The following is a 15,895-nucleotide window of genomic DNA, read 5'->3' on the forward strand; positions in this document are numbered from 1 at the left end:
CCTTCGCGCGCTGGCGCGGCCCCAAACCCGATGCGATGGCCGGAAGCCCCGAGGCGATTGGCGCAAAGACTTACCTCTCCCCCCTTGCCTGAACCCGGCAAACGATCCCAAGAAAGAGCGACAGCATGAGTGGCAAACCAGCGGCACGGCAAAGCGACATGACCCAAAAGGGCGGGCCGATCGTTCAGGGCTCGGCCACCGTGCTGATCGGCTCGGCGGGGGGCGTGGCGTGCTCCGTGTGCCCGGGCGGCATGGCGGTGGGCAGCCCCGTCAACCCGGCGCTGGGGGCCAAGGTGCTGATGGGCGGGGATGAGCTGGACTTCAGCCTGCCCGGGCCGATGCCGCTCGTGTGGCAGCGCCAGTACAGCAGCTACGTGAACGAAGAGCACGGGGCGACCTGCGGGCTGCTGGGCTACGGCTGGAAGCTGCCCATGGAGATCGCCGTGCGGCTGGAGGCAGGGCGCACCGTGCTGCTGGACACCGGGGGGCGGGCCATCACCTTCGGCGAGCCGCTGGCGCCCGGCGAAGCGCTGTACAGCGCCAGCGAAGACCTGTGGCTGATGCGAGGTGGCGGTGCAGGCAGCGCGTTGCCTGCCGGCGCGCCTGCCTCGCGCATCCCGTGCGAGCTGCAGCCCTGGGCCTGGCAGCCGCGCTGGGCCCACGTGCCCCAAGAGGCCCGGGCCGACGCGCGGTGCGTGATCGCCGCCTCGGGCAACGGAACCACCGCGTGGCTGCTGTGGCCGGGGGAGGACGGGCACCACCGCGTGGGCCGGGTGCTGGACCGCTTCGGGCGCAGCCAGCACTACGGATACGACGATCACGGGCGGCTGGCTGGCATCACCGACGGCAGCGGGCGGCGCTATGCGCTGCACTACAACCGGGAGCGGGACCGGGAGGGGGCTGCCGCCGCGGCCCCAACCACCGCTACGGCCACTGCCACCGCCCACCCGCTGCTCGGCCCGGACAGCGGCGAGCGCCTGACCGGGGTGGACTGCGTGCACAACCCGCTGGATGCGGCCTGCACCGGCCCGGGCTACCGGGTGGCGCTGGTGCGCTACCGCTACGACAGCGCGGGCGACCTGGTGGAGGTACTGGGGCGGGACGGCCAGCGCACGCGCGAGTTCGGCTACGACCGGGTGCACCGCATGGTGCGCCACCGGGTGCGCAGCGGCCCGCTGCACACCTACGTCTATGAAGACCAGGGCGTGGCCATGCCCCGGCCCGGCGCCCGCGTGGTGGAGCAGCACAACGAGCAGGGACTGTCGTACCTCTTCGAATACCGCGATCCCCCCGCCATCCCTCCCGCCACCCCGGCTGCGATCGGCGAGTCCGAGACGGACCCCGACACCCCAGTCTCCGACACCCCGCAGCCCATGCCGCCGTCCATGCCGCAGCCCGTGCCGGTGAGCGAAGTGCGCGTGCGCGACAGCCTGAACCGGCTCACCCGCTACCACTTCGAAGGCGCAGGCGGAGACAAGCGCCTGGTGCGGCTCGTGCTGCCCGATGGCGCCGAGCAGCGCGACCGCTACGACAGCGCGGGCCGGCGCGTGGCGCACACCGATCCGCTGGGGCGCACCACCTGGTGGCGCTACGACGGCGCCGGGCGGCTGCTGGGCACGCAGCACCCCGACGGGCGCAGCACCCGCTATCGCTGGGGCGAGGCAGGCTCGGCGCAGGACGGCCTGCTGCTGCAGAGCGTGGGCCTGGGGGCGCTGCCAACCCACATGGACTACGACGCCTGGGGCCGGCTGCGGCAGGTGACCGTGGGCGATCCCCAGGGCCTGGATGCCCCGGCCCTGGCCACCCGCTTCGAATACGCCCCCCTGACCGCCGAGGGCGCCATCGACCCCGCCACGCAGCCCTGGTGCGACCAGCCCGTGGCCGTCATCGACGCGCAGGGCGGGCGCAAGGAACTGGCCTACAACGGCTGCGGGCAACTCACGCGCCACACCGACTGCTCGGGCCGGGTGCATGCCTGGCACTACGGCGTCTTTGGCGAAGTGCGCGAGAGCATCGATGCCCTGAACCAGCGCACGCGCTACCAGTACGACGGCGCGGGCCGGCCCACCCGCGTCATGGCGCCCGACGGCTCGCAGGTGCAATACCGCTGGGGCCCGAACGGCCAATTGCAGGCGGCCACGCACAGTGCGCAGCCCGTGGGGGAGGGGGATGCCGCGGGCCACAGTGCCTTGCCCAGCACCTGCGTCACCTACGGGCACGACCTGTGGGGCCGCGTCGTCGCGCAAACCCAGGCCGGCCAGGGATTCGCGCTGCGCTACGACGTGGCGGGCCGTCTGGTGGAGCTCATCAACGAGAACCAGGCCGTCACCCGCTTCGTGCACGACGTGCAGGACCGGCTGGTGCAAGAGGTGGGATTCGACGGGCGCGTGCAGGTCTATGGCTACGACGCGGCCGGCCAGCTTGTGCACAAGAGCGATGGGCACGGGCAGGGCCACCACCCGGGCGTGCAGGGAATGGTTGGGCAAGGAATGGCCGGGCAGGGGACGGCCGCCCAAGGGCTGGGCGCCACCGTGAGGAGCCGCAACCACCACGATGCGGGCGGGCGCATCGTGGCCCGCGTCCTGGTCCGCTCCCCGGGCCTGCCAAGCGCGCAGGGCAACGGCGCCAGCGCCCATGACCGCGGCGAGAGCCTGCAGATCCAGGCCTACGAGTACGACGACCGCGGCGCCCTCGCCGTGGCCCGCACGTGGAGCGCGCACCTGCCCTGGGCGGCAGAACAAGGCCGCGCCCACCCCCAGACCCACGTCCAGACCCTGGGCGAGCAATGGCTGGACGCGCCCGCCCCGCTGCTGCAAGCCCTGCTGGCCCTGGGCGCAACCTCTGCCGCAGAGCCCGATCCGGCCCTGGCCGAAGCCGCGCAGCGCCTGCAGGCCGAGCGCCTCATCGCCGACACCCGCGTGGCCCTGGAGCGCGATGCCTTCGGGCGGTCCACGGGCGAGGCGCAGACCCTGTACCGGCAGGCGCATGCCGCGCCCCTGCTGGGCGGCGAGCCAGAGCCCGAGTTCGAACACCGCATCGCGCACCGCCTGGGGGCGCTGGGGCAGCGGCTGGGCAGCCAGCTGCAGGGCCTGGGCGAGCTGGACTGGCTGGCCTACGGCTCGGGCCACGTGCACGGGCTGCTGCTGGACAAGACCCCGGTGCTGGCCATCGAACGCGATGCGCTGCACCGGGAGGTCGCGCGCACCTTACAACTGGACAGCGCCACGGATCTGACCCATGCCGCAGTCACCCAGACCCGGCGCCTGGACCCCATGGGCCGGCTGCTGCAGCAGGACTGGCAAGGCCTGCCATCGGCAGGATTGGCGCAGGCACCGGGCCCGCTCGCCGCCCTGTCCGTGCGCCGCTACACCTACGACGCGCTGGGCCAACTGGTGGGCGTGCAGACCCCGTTGGATGCCACGCGCTACCACTACGACGTGCATCAGCGCCTGATCGGCGTGGCGCATGCGGCCGCCGACGCCGTGCAGCAGCGGCGCTGGCGGCTCGATCCGGCGGGCAACCGGCTGCCGGACCCCTCGGGCCAGGACGCGGCCCCGGGTGCGGACCGCCAGGACTGGGCGAGCCAGGTGCAGCAGAACCTGCACGACCCGGGCTTCGATCTGCTGCAGCCGCAGGGTGGTGCGTCAGGCCGCGCGGGCGGGCCGGTGCAGCAGTGGCCGGGCAACCGCATCGGCTGGAGCCACGGCGGGGCGGGAGCCGGTGCGGTTGCCGGTGCGCAGGGGGGCACCCTGCAGTACTGCTACGACGCCTTCGGCAACCGGGTGCAGGCGCAGCACGCCGATGGGCGCACGCTGCGGCTGGAGTACGACGCGCTGCACCAGTTGGCGGCGGTGTTCGAGCAGGCGCCGGGCGAGCCGGGCTGGACTCCGGTGGCGCGCTACCGCTACGACGCGTTCGGGCGACGTCTGGGCAAGACCGTGGTCCGCGAAGGACATCAGGAGAGCACCCACTACGGCTGGGACGGCGACCGGCTGGTGCACACGCAGGATGGGCAAGGCATCCGGCACACGGTGTACGAGCCGGCCAGCTTCGTGCCGCTGCTGCAGCTGCAGCGCAGGCAGGGGGCCAAGGATGCGGTGCAGATGCTGATGGGCCTGGGTGCAGAGCCGGGCGAAGACACCACGGATGCGACGGACAGCTTCGCGGCCATGCCACGGGCGCAGCGGGAGATGGTGCAGGCGGCGCTGAACACCGTGCTGGACCCCGCCAGCGGCGCGCAGGCACTGGCCCTGGTGCAAAAACACATGCCGCAGGATCTGGCGCAGGCCATGGCGGGCAGCGTGGGCCAGTTGCAGGCCGAGCGCCAGGCCCAGGCAGCGGGCAACCCGCTCACCATCCGGCACTACCTGTGCGACCACCTGGGCACGCCGATCGGGCTGGTGGATGGCAATGGCGAGAAGGCCGGCGAGATCACCTGGGCGGCCAGCTACGGTGCCTGGGGAGATGTGCAGGAGGAATACAACCCGCACCGGATCGAGCAGAGCATCCGGCTGCAGGGCCAGCAGATCGATGCCGAGACCGGGCTGCATTACAACCGCTTCAGGTACTACGACCCTCACCTGGGGCAGTACATCACGCAGGATCCGATTGGCCTAAATGGGGGTAGAAATTTATATCTCTATACAAATCAACCCATTACCATGATTGACCCGCTAGGATTAGAGGCCAATATTGTGGGCCATCCAGCTGCCGGTCCAGTGGGGAAGTTGACCAATCCGAATTCGCATCATCTTGCCATTGAACTTAAACCAGATGACGCGAATTGTGATCTTGCTGGTGTAAAGACTCTTGGAGGCCAACCTTCTGGAAACTTTGCGAATGGCTATCTTGTATCGCGTTCCAACTATCCTGGAGATTCAAAGGGCATAGATGTAAGGCAGGCCATTCAGAAGCCGGAAGGAATGACGGATTGTGAGTTTCTCAAGAAGCTGAAGAAGGCATCGGAAGAATACTGTAATTGCCTTCCGTATTCCAAGCCTAACGTCTCTCTAATTCCTGGGACGCAGGATGGGCAAATGGATCCCGGTACATACAATAGCAACTCGTATGTGTCTGGTGTCATACAGAGAGCTGGAGCAGTTCCTCCAACGCTGAACACTGGGGGCAACTGGCAGGCACCTGGATATGGTAATCCTTTGCCTATCAGCAATATTGTTGCTCCTGTTGGAACAGTCGAGGTCAAATGATGAGAGAACGATTTTTGGATACGGCGATAGGATCGTTGAAGTTGCTGTTTTATCTTTGCGCCATTATTTTCTTGTCGGTGTTTTCAATGTATTTCATTGATTACAATACGAGTTGGCTTGAGGCTTTGCCAAAGAGGGAGTATTTGGTTTTGGCAGTCGCGACGCCTTTTGGCTTGTTTGCAATAACGAGGTTTAAGCTTTCGTCAATCTTTGTGGCTGCTGTGTTCTTGGTTCCAAGTTTTTATGTGATATATTTTATTGTGGCCTGTTCGATTTTTAAAGATTGTATTTAAAATCGGCGCTTAAACGCCCCTGGCTTATCATCCTGTTTTCCACTCTTTTGCGAAAGACGTTTAGGCAAAACCGCACCTCGCGGGCTGTTCTGGGCCGCAGATTATCTGGCCCTCGGTTTGAGGCTGGTAGGTGTCGGTTGTAGCCGGGGCGAATTTCCCGGGGCATTCGGCGGCGGCCAAAGCCGCGTTGCCACGGTGCTATACCGCCACAGGCCGCGTGCGGTAGAACTGCATCGGCACCGCCTGCATGTCGCGCGCGTGCTGGTTGAGCACCGACTTCTTCATCTTGCCCACCACGTGCATCTCGCAAGGCTTGCAGTCAAAGCGCAGGGTGAGCTTTTCCTTGCCGTTGATGAGCTGCAGCGGCTCGGCCTTGATGGTGCCCTTCACGCCGATCACGCCCTTGGCCTGCTTGGGGCACAGGCTCATGGAAAAGCGCACGCAGTGCTTGGTGATCATCAGGCTGACTTCGCCTTCCTCTTCCTTCGACTCGTAGGCCGCGTCGATCACCTTCACGCCGTGCTTCACGTAGAAATCGTGCGCCTTCTGGTTGAACACGTTGGCCAGATAGGTGAGCGTGTCCTCGGGGAAGGGCGCGGGGGGCTGGACGGGCTCGGCGCGGGGCAGGCTCACCAGGCCGGCGGCGCGCGCGGATTCGAGCGCGGCCACCGCGTCGCGGCGCAGCGGGTTCAATGCCGAGGCCGGCACGAACCAGGGCTGCGACAGGCTCAGGGCGATGTCGTGCACGGAGAACACCGTGGCGCCGAAGCGGCCGAGTTGCTCGCGCAGCGTGGCCTCGGCTTGGCGGCCGTCGGTGGCGCGCTGGTGCGGGTGCACGATCGCCGCGCTGCCGACGAAGCCATCCTCGTCGGTCAGCGTGAGGTCGAAGCCGTCGGGCGTTTCGGACAGCTGTGCCCACAGGCCGATGCGCCGGTCGCTCGACTTCTTGTCGAGGGTGCGCACCCAGTCCATATCGCGGTTGCGGTTGATCTCCAGCCCACGGCGCAGGTCCTTGAAGCCGGCGATGGGGTCCTTGGGGAACACGCGCCACAGGCCCTTTCTGGCGTTAACGGCTTCGGCGCGGTTGATCTGCAGGCCCACCAGTTCCTTTTGCAGGTCGTAGTAGCACAGGCCGTCGCCGTTGTGCAGCACAGTGTCGGGGCTGGACAGTTCGAGTTCGGCGAAGTTATCGCCCACCTTGGTGACCCACCCGATGGCGCGGCCCGGCGTCTTGGGCGTGTCGAACGCGCCGATGTCGTCCTGGCGACCGTTGACGAAGTAGTCGGTGAACTCGCGGTTGAAGTTCTGGTCGGGGTCGGGCGTGAAGGTGAACGTGGTGCGCCCGGACGACGAGCGCGCCAGCGGCTCGGACGAGAACTCGCGCTCTTCGATGATCTCGTCGAGCAGCTTGCGGTAGTGCGCCGTGATGTTCTTCACGTAGCCCATGTCCTTGTAGCGGCCCTCGATCTTGAAGCTGCGCACGCCCGCATCGATGAGCGCCCGCAGGTTGTCGCTCTGGTTGTTGTCCTTCATCGACAGCACGTGCTTTTCGTGGGCGATGATGCGTCCGCTGCCGTCCAGCACCTCGTACGGCAGGCGGCAGGCCTGGTTGCAGTCGCCCCGGTTGGCGCTGCGGCCGGTGTGCGCGTGGGTGATGTAGCACTGGCCGGAATAGGCCACGCACAGCGCGCCGTGCACGAAGAATTCGATGGTGGTGCGCGCCGGGTCGGTGGCGGCGCGCACGGCGGCGATCTCCTGCAGGTCCAGCTCGCGCGCGATCACGATCTGCGACAGGCCCGCGTCCTGCAGGAAGCGCGCCTTCTCGGGCGTGCGGATGTCGGTCTGGGTGCTGGCGTGCAGCTGGATGGGCGGCAGGTCCAGTTCGAGCAGGCCCATGTCCTGGATGATGAGCGCGTCGGCCCCGGCGTTGTATACCTGCCAGGCCATCTGCCGTGCGCCTTCCAGCTCGTCGTCCCGCAAGATGGTGTTCAGCGTGACGAAGATGCGGCTGTGGAAGCGGTGCGCATGGCGCACCAGGCGCTCCAGGTCGCGCAGATCGTTGCCCGCGCCGGCCCGGGCGCCGAAGGCCGGGCCGCCGATGTAGACGGCGTCGGCGCCATGGTTGACGGCCTCGATGCCGATGTCGGCGTCGCGCGCCGGGGAAAGCAGTTCGATCTGGTGGGGCAGCAGGGACATGGGGCGCGATTATCCCAGCGGGCGCTGCCGGTGCCTACCCGGGCCGGCATTAGCGGCGCGAATGCCCCGCAATCTGCACTGAATTGGTGCGATTTATCCCGGAACCGGTGCGTGGCGCGGCTAGCATACGCACGCTTGGCCGCCGGCCCCGGCGGCTTTCCAACGACAAGGATGGAGACTTTGAGAGTGCTGAATGCTTCCCGACTGAGTTTTTCCCTGCGGTCCACCGCGCTGGCCTGCGCGGCTTTGGTGGCCTGCGGCGCCGCCATGGCCCAGGACGTGCAGACCGTCAAGATCGGCCACGCCGGCCCCCTGTCGGGCGGGATCGCCCACATCGGCAAGGACACCGAGAACGGCGTGCGCCTCGCGCTGGACGATCTGAACACGCAGAACCTGGTGATCGGCGGCAAGAAGGTCCGCTTCGAGCTGGCCGCCGAAGACGATGCCGGCGACCCGCGCCAGGCCACGGGCGTGGCGCAGAAGCTGTGCGACCTGAAGGTGGCGGGCGTGGTCGGCCACCTGCAGTCGGGCACGTCCATTCCCGCCTCGTCCATCTACGACAAGTGCGGCCTGCCCCACATCACGGCCGCGGCCACCAACCCCGACCTGACCAAGCCCGGCTACAAGACGACCTTCCGCCTGATCGCCAACGACAGCGCGCTGGGCGCGGCGCTGGCCCTCTACGCGGCGGACCACCTCAAGCTCAAGACCGTGGCGATCATCGACGACCGCACGGCCTACGGCCAGGGCGTGGCGGCGGTGTTCAAGGCCACGGCGCTGCAAAAGGGCCTGACGGTGGTGTCCGAAGAGTTCACCAACGACAAGGCCACGGACTTCATGGCCATCCTCACCGCCATCAAGTCCAAGAAGCCCGACGGCATCTTCTACGGCGGCCTCGATGCCCAGGCCGGCCCCATGCTGCGCCAGATGGAGCAGCTGGGCCTGGGCTCGGTGAAGTATTTCGGCGGCGACGCGCTGTGCACCGAGAAGCTGCCCGACCTGTCGTCCAAGGCGGCCGTGCTCAAGAACGTGACCTGCGCCACGGGCGGGGCCTCGGTCACCAAGATGCAGGGCGGCGCCGAATGGAAGAAGCGCTACGACGCCAAGTTCCCCGGCCAGTTCCAGATCTACAGCCCGTACGCCTACGACGCGGCCATGGTGCTGGTGGACGCGATGAAGCGTGCCGACTCGGTGGACCCCAAGGTCTACGTGCCATTCCTGTCCAAGACCCAGTACAAGGGCGTGACGGCGAACATCGCGTTCACGCCCAAGGGCGAGTTGACGGCGCCGGCCGTGACGCTGTACCACTACCCGGCGAATGCCCGGGTCGCGCTGAACTGATCCTGCACCCCGAGCGCGCCCGCCAGCGCGCTGTTCTTCGTTACAGTGGCGGCTCTGTCCGGCGCCGCCGCCGATGCCACTCCCCGTGCGATTTCGATCCCGTGACCCCGTGAATGGGCCGCAGGGTGAGTCGGCGCGTGGCACGGTATCGGGCCGCCGCCGGTCGCGCAACACACGGAGAACTGACCATGCGCATGGGATTCGGACTCGTGGGCCTGCTCGTGGCCCTGGCGATCGTCGCCGTCCTCGTGAAAAAGCAGATGGGCGCCACGCGCGCTTCCGTGCCCGTCATCGCGGTGCCGGGCGCCCAGCCGCCGGCCAGCGGGGCCTCGGCTGCCACCGTGCGCGAGCAGAGCCAGCAGGTGCAGCAACAGGTCAAGCAGCAGATGGAAGCGCTCATGCAGCAGGCCCGCCCCATGCCGGAAGACGAATCCAAGTGAAATCGGGCCCATGCCGGCGTTTTCCATGCCCTGATGGCTATAAAAATAATAGCAAATGATGGATTCGGCCGATGATGAAGATGCGCGCTGGATGCGCCATGCCCTGGCCGAGGCGCGTGCTGCGGCCGAGGCGGGCGAGGTGCCGGTGGGCGCGGTGGTGGTGCGCAACGGCGAAGTCATTGCCACGGGCCGCAACGCCCCCATCGCCGGCCACGATCCCACCGCGCACGCCGAGATCGCCGCGTTGCGGGCGGCGGCGGCGCGCCTGGGCAACTACCGGCTGGATGGCTGCACCCTCTACGTCACGCTGGAGCCCTGCGCCATGTGCAGCGGCGCCATGCTGCACGCCCGCCTGCCGCGCGTGGTGTACGGGGCGCAGGACGCCAAGACCGGCGCGGCCGGCTCGGTCGTCGATCTGTTCGCCGAGCCGCGGCTGAACCACCACACCCAGGTGCGGCGCGGCGTGCTGGCCCCAGAGTGCGGCGAGTTGCTCAGCGGTTTTTTCCGTGAGCGGCGCAGCCAGCAGCGTGTCCGGGCGCTGTCGGCCCACCCGCTGCGCGATGACGCGTTGCGCACGCCGGACGCCGCCTTCGCGGGCCTGCCCGATTACCCCTGGGCACCGCACTACCTGAGCGACCTGCCTGCGCTCGCCGGCCTGCGCCTGCACTACCTGGACGAGGGCCCGCGCGATGCCGCCCGCACCTGGCTGTGCCTGCACGGCCTGCCCACCTGGAGCTACCTGTACCGCCACATGCTGCCGGTGTTCACCGCTGCGGGCGACCGGGTGGTGGTGCCCGATCTCATCGGCTTCGGCCGCAGCGACAAGCCCAAAAAAGAGGCCGCCCACGGCTTCGAATGGCACCGGCAGGTGCTGATCGAATGGATCGAACGGCTGGACCTGCGCCACGCCGTGCTGGTGGTGCAGGGCTGGGGCGGGGCGCTGGGCCTGACGCTGCCCATGGCCCTGCCCGGGCGGTTCGACGGCGTGCTGGCCATGAACACCTGGCTCGCCGGCGCCGATGCGCCGGTTCCCCATCGCCTGCAGGCGTGGCAGGCGGAATGCGCCCGGGCCGGCCGCAGCGCGGGCGCGGGCCGCCTGGTGGCGCAGGCCGGCAGCCCGCTGACTCCCGAGGCGCAGGCGGCCTACGATGCGCCGTTTCCCGATGTGGGTTTTCGCGCTGCGCTGCGGGCGCTGCCGCAGGCCGTGCCGGAGGAACCCGAGGGCGCCTTCATGGCCCTGGCGGCCCGCCGCTTCTGGCAGGGCGAATGGACAGGCCGCAGCCTGCTGGTGGCCGGTGCGCCGGACGCCGCGCTGGGCCCTGCGGCCATGCAATCCCTGCAGGCCCTGGTGCGCGGCAGCCCGCCGCCGCTGGCAGTGCCCGGTGCGGGGCATTTCGTGCCGGAGCAGGGCGCCGAAATCGCCGCGCGGGCTGTGGAATACTTCCGACCCTAGCGCGCCGGCCGCACCGGCGCACACACCGCATCCACCGGAGCAGGCCCGCGCGGCCTGAATGCCTTGTCCCTTGCATCCCATGACGACCACGCCCATTGCGGCCACGACCACGGCCCCCGGCACATCTACATCTACTCGCCCTCCGGCGCGGTGCGCGACAAGGCGGCGTTCAAGCGCGGCATCGCCCGCCTGAAGGCCCTGGGGCACGAGGTCGAGGTGGATGCCGATGCCCTGGCCACGCACACGCGCTTCGCGGGCGACGACGCCACCCGGCTGGCGGCCATCCACCGCGCGGCGGCCAGCGGCGCCGACCTGGCCCTGATCTCGCGCGGCGGCTATGGCATCACCCGCATCCTGCCGGGCATCCGCTACAAGGCGGTGGCCAAGGCGGTTGCGGGGGGCACGCGCTTCGTCGGCGTGAGCGATTTCACGGCGTTCCAGAACGCACTGCTGGCCAAGACCGGCGCCATCACCTGGGCTGGCCCCTCGCTGTGCGGAGACCTGGGCCCGGAAGGCGAGCCCGACGACATCATGCTGGCCTGCCTGGACGACCTGCTCACCGGCCACGGCGAGGGCAGCGGCTGGCGCATGAACGCCGAAAAGCCCAGCGCCGCCGGCCAGCCCGCGGTGCGCGACGTCTACCTGAAAAGCGCGCAGCTGTGGGGCGGCAACCTCGCCGTGCTGGCCGGGCTGGTGGGCACGCCCTACCTGCCGGCGGTGCGCGGCGGCATCCTCTTCATCGAGGACGTGAACGAGCATCCCTACCGCGTGGAGCGCCTGCTCACGCAATTGCTGCATGCGGGCGTGCTGGCGCAGCAAAAGGCCGTGATCCTGGGCCAGTTCACCGGCTACAAGCTCGCACCGCACGACAAGGGATTCAAGCTGCAGAGCGTGGTGGACTGGCTGCGCACGCAGATCAAGGCGCCGGTGCTGACCAACCTGCCTTACGGCCATGTCGCTACCAAGGTGCTGCTGCCCGTGGGCGCCACGGTGTCGCTGTCGGTCGAGGGGCGCGACGCGCTGCTGTACTGGGGCCACACCCACTGAGGAACGTGGGCGGGGCCACCTTCCATGCCCCGCTGCAGGCCGCCCGAGCCGGCCCCATAATTTGCATTCCGTTTCCATTCTTTCCCCTCCGTGCCTCGTCTGTTCGCGTGTTGCGTGCACGCATCCCTGATCTTTGAAGGCCCTGGCGCCACCACGCGGCCAGGCGCTCGCCGGAAGGCCGCGCCATGACGGGCGGCGCGGTGCACACCGTCGTGTTCGCCGACATCGCGGGCAGCACCGCCCTGTTCGAGGCTGTGGGCAACGCACGTGCGACCGCCGCCGTGACCCAGCTGACCGACTGGATCGGCGAGACCGTCACCACCCATGGCGGCCGCGTGGTCAAGACGCTGGGCGACGGCGTGCTCGGCGTGTTCGAGGACGGCGCGGCCGGCGTGGCCGCCATGGCCGCGATGATGCGCAGCCACCACCACCGCATGCACGCCTGGCCGCGAGAACTGCGCCTCGACCTGCGGGCGGGCCTGGCCAGTGGCGAGATCGTGCAGGTGGACGGCGATTGCTACGGCGACGCGGTCAACGTGGCCGCCCGGTTGTCCGAGCGTGCAGGCCCGCGCGAGATTTGGGCCACCGAAAGCACCGTGGAGCAGGCGGGAGCGGTGGACGGCACCTGGTTCGTGCGCCTGGGCGCCATGGACCTGCGCGGGCGGTCCGAGCCCATCGTCATGTACCAGGTCGAATGGCGCGATGGCGAGGAGGGCGATTCGGTCACCATGCAGGCGGCGCTGCCCAGCGCGGTGATGCCGCTCGATTCCGGCAGCGCCTGCCTGGAACTGTCCTGGGGCGGCGCGCACCGCGCCTTCCTGTCCACGCAAACGCCCGTGCACCTGGGCCGCGCCACGCAGGCCCAGGTGCATGTGGGCGACCCCCGGGTCTCGCGCCTGCATGCCCGCATCGACTGGCGCAACGGCACCTTCGTGCTCACCGACCTCAGCAGCTTCGGCACCTGGGTGCACTTCGGGGGGGGCAGCACCGTCGTCAACCTGCGCCGCGACGCCTGCCTGCTGCATGGCACGGGGGTGATCGCCCTCGGGGTGCCGCTGGGCAAGGTGGCCGGCGGGCCGACGGTGGGCTTTCGCGTGTCGGGCGGCACCGTGCTGCCGCACTGACGCGGCAGCGCCGGGATCTTTCCATCTGCCTGCCCGTGGGGCAGGCCCAGCACCCAAACCAAAGCGAGTTGCCCCATGCACCATGCCCCATTGATCGAACTCACCCGTGGCGGCATTCCTGAAAGCCTGCATGCCGGCTCGGTGGCCGTGGTGGACCGGCAGGGCCGGCTGCTCGCGCAGGTGGGCGACCCATGCGCGCGGGTGTTCACCCGCTCCACCATCAAGGCCTTCCAGGCCCTGCCGCTGCTGCGGTCCGGGGGCGTGCACGCCCTCGCCTGGGGCGAGCGCGAACTGGCCTTGCTGTGCGCCAGCCACAACGGCGAAGCGCAGCACGTGCAGGTGGTGCAGGGCATGCTCGACAGCGTGGGCCAGGCCCACACCGTGCTGCGCTGCGGCTGCCACGTGCCGCTGTTCGCGGCGCTCGGGCTGGGCACGCTGGCGCCCGGCGCCGTGCACGACGAGCGCCACCACAACTGCAGCGGCAAGCATGCGGGGTTCGTTGCGTACTGCGTGCAGCAGGGCCTCTCCTTGCCCGACTACACCGACCCTACGCACCCGCTGCAGACCCAGGTGCGCGAGCAGGTCGCCAGCGCCGTAGGGCTCGCACCCGAAGAGCTGGCCATGGGCATCGACGGCTGCTCGGCGCCCAACTACGCCATGCCGCTGACGCACCTGGCGCGGGGCTACGCCCGGCTGGCCGGCGAAGCACCGCAGGACAGCGACCTGGGCCCGCACCTGGCGGCGCTGGCCGATGCCATGGTGGCGTTTCCTGCACTGGGCTCGGGCACGGGGCGACACGATGCCGACTTCATGCGGGCCGGCGGGGGCGACTGGGTGTCCAAGACGGGCGCCGATGGCGTGCAGGTGCTGGGCAGCCGCAGCCGGGGCGAGGCCTTCGCGCTCAAGGTCATGGACGGCAACATGAACGCGCAGATCGCCGCCGCCGTCGAGGTGCTGGACCAGCTGGGCTGGATGAATGACGCCCAGCGCGCCGCGTTGGCGCCCTGGCGTGCCGCGCCGCTGCTGAGCGCGCGGGGCGTGCCCGTGGGCGAGCGCCGTCCGGTGTTCCGGCTGGAGCGCGCCGCCGTTTGAGCCCAACAGGCCGCCGCCGCTTTACGGATAAGCGCTGGCCGCTGCAAAAACAGTCGCAAAAGACCAAGTGTCCGGCAGGATGTACGCCACGCCCGCCGACTGGCCGAACACGGGCGCGATGAGCCGGTCGTAGAACGCCGCGTCCACGTTCACGCAGCCGTAGGAAATCCGCTTGTCCTCGGCGCTGCCATGCACGAGCCGCTCGCGCCGGCGCTCTGCGGGGCTCACGCTGCGCAGCCGGTGCAGCGACACGGCGGCGTCGTAGTCGATCCAGACGATGTGGTCGCCGCGCAGGTTCAGCCCCGGCTCGGTGATGAAACGGCCGGCCGGGGTGGTGCGCTCCTCGGGCCGAATCTTCGACAGGGGCTTGTCGCCGATGCCGGGCACCGAGGCGTCGCCGCGGGCGGAGCCCAGCAGCACGGCCGCGCTGCCGCGCCAGCGCCCGTCGGCGGCAAAGACATGCAGGCGCGCGCCCAGCTTGTCGATCACGGCGAACGGCAGGCCGCCGTGGTCGGCCGTGCCCTGCACCCACCGCACCAATTGCACCGCGGTGTCGGAGGTGCCCTCTGGCGGCCACGTCGCGCCGGTGCCAGCCCGTGCCCCGGCAACGGGCAGCAGCCCCAGGGCCGCTGCGGCGATGGCGGCCCTGCGCGAGAGGGCGGCGGCGTGGGTCGGGGCGGCGGGCGGTGCGGTCATGCGGTGATATCGGATGGCCAGGCAGAAACGGCCTGGCGAGTAGCGAAGAAGTACCCAAAAAGTCCCAAGGGGTGGAAAGTGCCGTGCATGCTGGCGCGTGCGAGCAGAGGGGGCCGGTTTGGGCGAATAATGGCTGCTTCTGCCGAGCCTTTGCCCTGATTTTTTCACACCATGTTCGAGCGCTTTCGCAAAGCCTTCGCCTTGGGCCCACGCCCCGACGATCCTCCGCGCCCCGTATCGCTGGAGGACACCGAGCAATGGGCGGCCGCGCAGGGCCTGGCTTTCTCGCGTACCGCGGAGCCTGGCGGGTTCCTGATGCTGGGCCAGTACGAAGGGCGCACCTGGCGCCTGGAGTGCGGGGCGCCGCAGCGCCACTACCTGAGGGGCACGGAACTGCGCGCACGCATCGATGTGGGCGTGGAGCCCGACGTGGCGCTGATGCTGGTATCCCGCCCCCTCAAGGAGGCACTGGAACGCGAAGCCTACGGTGCCTTCACCGACACGCTGCAGACCTCGTTGCCAGGGGACCTGCCCGAGGAAGTGCGCTGGCTCGCCATGTTCGAGGAGATGGCGTGGCCCGGCGTGCCGCTGCCTTTCTGGCAGCATTTCGCGGTGGTGGGCGAGGGCGGCCTGCACGCCAAGCGGTGGGTGCAGCCGTCCATGGTGTCCCATCTGCTGGAGATGCTGCTGCCGGCCCAGGGCGAGCCCGATGAAGCGGGCACGCGCGCGCCGAAAGCGCCGCCGCTGATGCTGATGGTGGCGCGCGGCAAGGTGTCGCTGCGCATCGAATACCCGGGCGACCACCTGCAGACACTGGCCGATGCGGTGATGCTGCTGCACGAGGCTGCCCGCAGCGCCCTGCAGCACCTGCCGCAGGGCACAGCGAAGAACTAGGACCGGCTGGCACGAATTGCGCCGAGGCGGATTCGCTGCGACCGTGAATGCAGGGAGATCGCAGCGGCTCGCTGCGGGCCGATCGAACGCGGTCTTCCAACGCGGCGAGCCA

General features: G+C 69.2%; 10 protein-coding genes. 8 read left to right on the forward strand and 2 right to left on the reverse strand.

All coding sequences use genetic code 11. The features are described 5' to 3' along the window. Positions 1-125 precede the first annotated feature (125 nt). Positions 126-5,207, forward strand: a complete 5,082-nt coding sequence (locus R1Z03_RS19640; RefSeq protein ID WP_317354215.1) for an RHS repeat-associated core domain-containing protein — start codon at positions 126-128, stop codon at positions 5,205-5,207. Positions 5,208-5,698: 491 nt separating this feature from the next. Here the strand turns inward: R1Z03_RS19640 and R1Z03_RS19645 are convergent, their stop codons facing one another. Beyond that, a complete protein-coding gene (locus R1Z03_RS19645) occupies positions 5,699-7,696 on the reverse strand; it encodes a U32 family peptidase (RefSeq protein WP_317354218.1) in 1,998 nt (665 codons plus the stop codon). Positions 7,697-7,867: 171 nt separating this feature from the next. Between R1Z03_RS19645 and R1Z03_RS19650 the strand changes: the two genes are divergently transcribed. The 6 genes from R1Z03_RS19650 to R1Z03_RS19675 all read left to right on the forward strand — a co-directional run bounded on the left by R1Z03_RS19650 (position 7,868) and on the right by R1Z03_RS19675 (position 14,193). Then, positions 7,868-9,037: a branched-chain amino acid ABC transporter substrate-binding protein gene (locus R1Z03_RS19650; protein WP_372588175.1), complete on the forward strand. Its 1,170-nt coding sequence runs from the start codon at positions 7,868-7,870 to the stop codon at positions 9,035-9,037. 188 nt (positions 9,038-9,225) lie between these two features. Then, the gene (locus R1Z03_RS19655) at positions 9,226-9,477 is read left to right on the forward strand and encodes a hypothetical protein (RefSeq protein ID WP_317354221.1); all 252 of its coding nucleotides are present in this window, start codon (positions 9,226-9,228) and stop codon (positions 9,475-9,477) included. Between the two features lie 58 nt (positions 9,478-9,535). Continuing rightward, on the forward strand, positions 9,536-10,930 hold the full coding sequence (tadA, locus tag R1Z03_RS19660; protein WP_317360437.1) for a tRNA adenosine(34) deaminase TadA: 1,395 nt from the start codon (positions 9,536-9,538) through the stop codon (positions 10,928-10,930). 63 nt (positions 10,931-10,993) lie between these two features. Beyond that, the gene (locus R1Z03_RS19665; protein WP_317354224.1) at positions 10,994-11,977 is read left to right on the forward strand and encodes an LD-carboxypeptidase; all 984 of its coding nucleotides are present in this window, start codon (positions 10,994-10,996) and stop codon (positions 11,975-11,977) included. A gap of 185 nt (positions 11,978-12,162) precedes the next feature. Then, on the forward strand, positions 12,163-13,101 hold the full coding sequence (locus R1Z03_RS19670; protein WP_284431236.1) for an adenylate/guanylate cyclase domain-containing protein: 939 nt from the start codon (positions 12,163-12,165) through the stop codon (positions 13,099-13,101). 75 nt (positions 13,102-13,176) lie between these two features. Beyond that, complete coding sequence (locus R1Z03_RS19675; protein WP_317354227.1) at positions 13,177-14,193, forward strand: asparaginase; 1,017 nt, start codon at positions 13,177-13,179, stop codon at positions 14,191-14,193. A 21-nt stretch (positions 14,194-14,214) separates the two neighbouring features. Here the strand turns inward: R1Z03_RS19675 and R1Z03_RS19680 are convergent, their stop codons facing one another. Next, entirely contained in the window at positions 14,215-14,889 is a 675-nt protein-coding gene (locus tag R1Z03_RS19680) for a hypothetical protein (RefSeq protein WP_317354230.1), read from the reverse strand. A 171-nt stretch (positions 14,890-15,060) separates the two neighbouring features. Between R1Z03_RS19680 and R1Z03_RS19685 the strand changes: the two genes are divergently transcribed. Further along, entirely contained in the window at positions 15,061-15,783 is a 723-nt protein-coding gene (locus R1Z03_RS19685; RefSeq protein WP_284404528.1) for a hypothetical protein, read from the forward strand. Positions 15,784-15,895 lie beyond the last annotated feature (112 nt).

The organism is Acidovorax sp. BLS4, from assembly GCF_032929295.1.
GTDB lineage: Bacteria > Pseudomonadota > Gammaproteobacteria > Burkholderiales > Burkholderiaceae_C > Paracidovorax.

Excerpts from the sequence above, each read along its gene's own strand:
- R1Z03_RS19640 (WP_317354215.1), top strand. The coding sequence starts at position 126 with ATGAGTGGCAAACCAGCGGCACGGCAAAGCGACATGACCCAAAAGGGC.
- R1Z03_RS19650 (WP_372588175.1), top strand. The coding sequence starts at position 7,868 with ATGGAGACTTTGAGAGTGCTGAATGCTTCCCGACTGAGTTTTTCCCTG.
- R1Z03_RS19680 (WP_317354230.1), bottom strand. The coding sequence starts at position 14,889 with ATGACCGCACCGCCCGCCGCCCCGACCCACGCCGCCGCCCTCTCGCGC.
- R1Z03_RS19670 (WP_284431236.1), top strand. The coding sequence starts at position 12,163 with ATGACGGGCGGCGCGGTGCACACCGTCGTGTTCGCCGACATCGCGGGC.
- R1Z03_RS19675 (WP_317354227.1), top strand. The coding sequence starts at position 13,177 with ATGCACCATGCCCCATTGATCGAACTCACCCGTGGCGGCATTCCTGAA.
- R1Z03_RS19645 (WP_317354218.1), bottom strand. The coding sequence starts at position 7,696 with ATGTCCCTGCTGCCCCACCAGATCGAACTGCTTTCCCCGGCGCGCGAC.
- R1Z03_RS19685 (WP_284404528.1), top strand. The coding sequence starts at position 15,061 with ATGTTCGAGCGCTTTCGCAAAGCCTTCGCCTTGGGCCCACGCCCCGAC.
- tadA (WP_317360437.1), top strand. The coding sequence starts at position 9,536 with ATGGATTCGGCCGATGATGAAGATGCGCGCTGGATGCGCCATGCCCTG.
- R1Z03_RS19655 (WP_317354221.1), top strand. The coding sequence starts at position 9,226 with ATGCGCATGGGATTCGGACTCGTGGGCCTGCTCGTGGCCCTGGCGATC.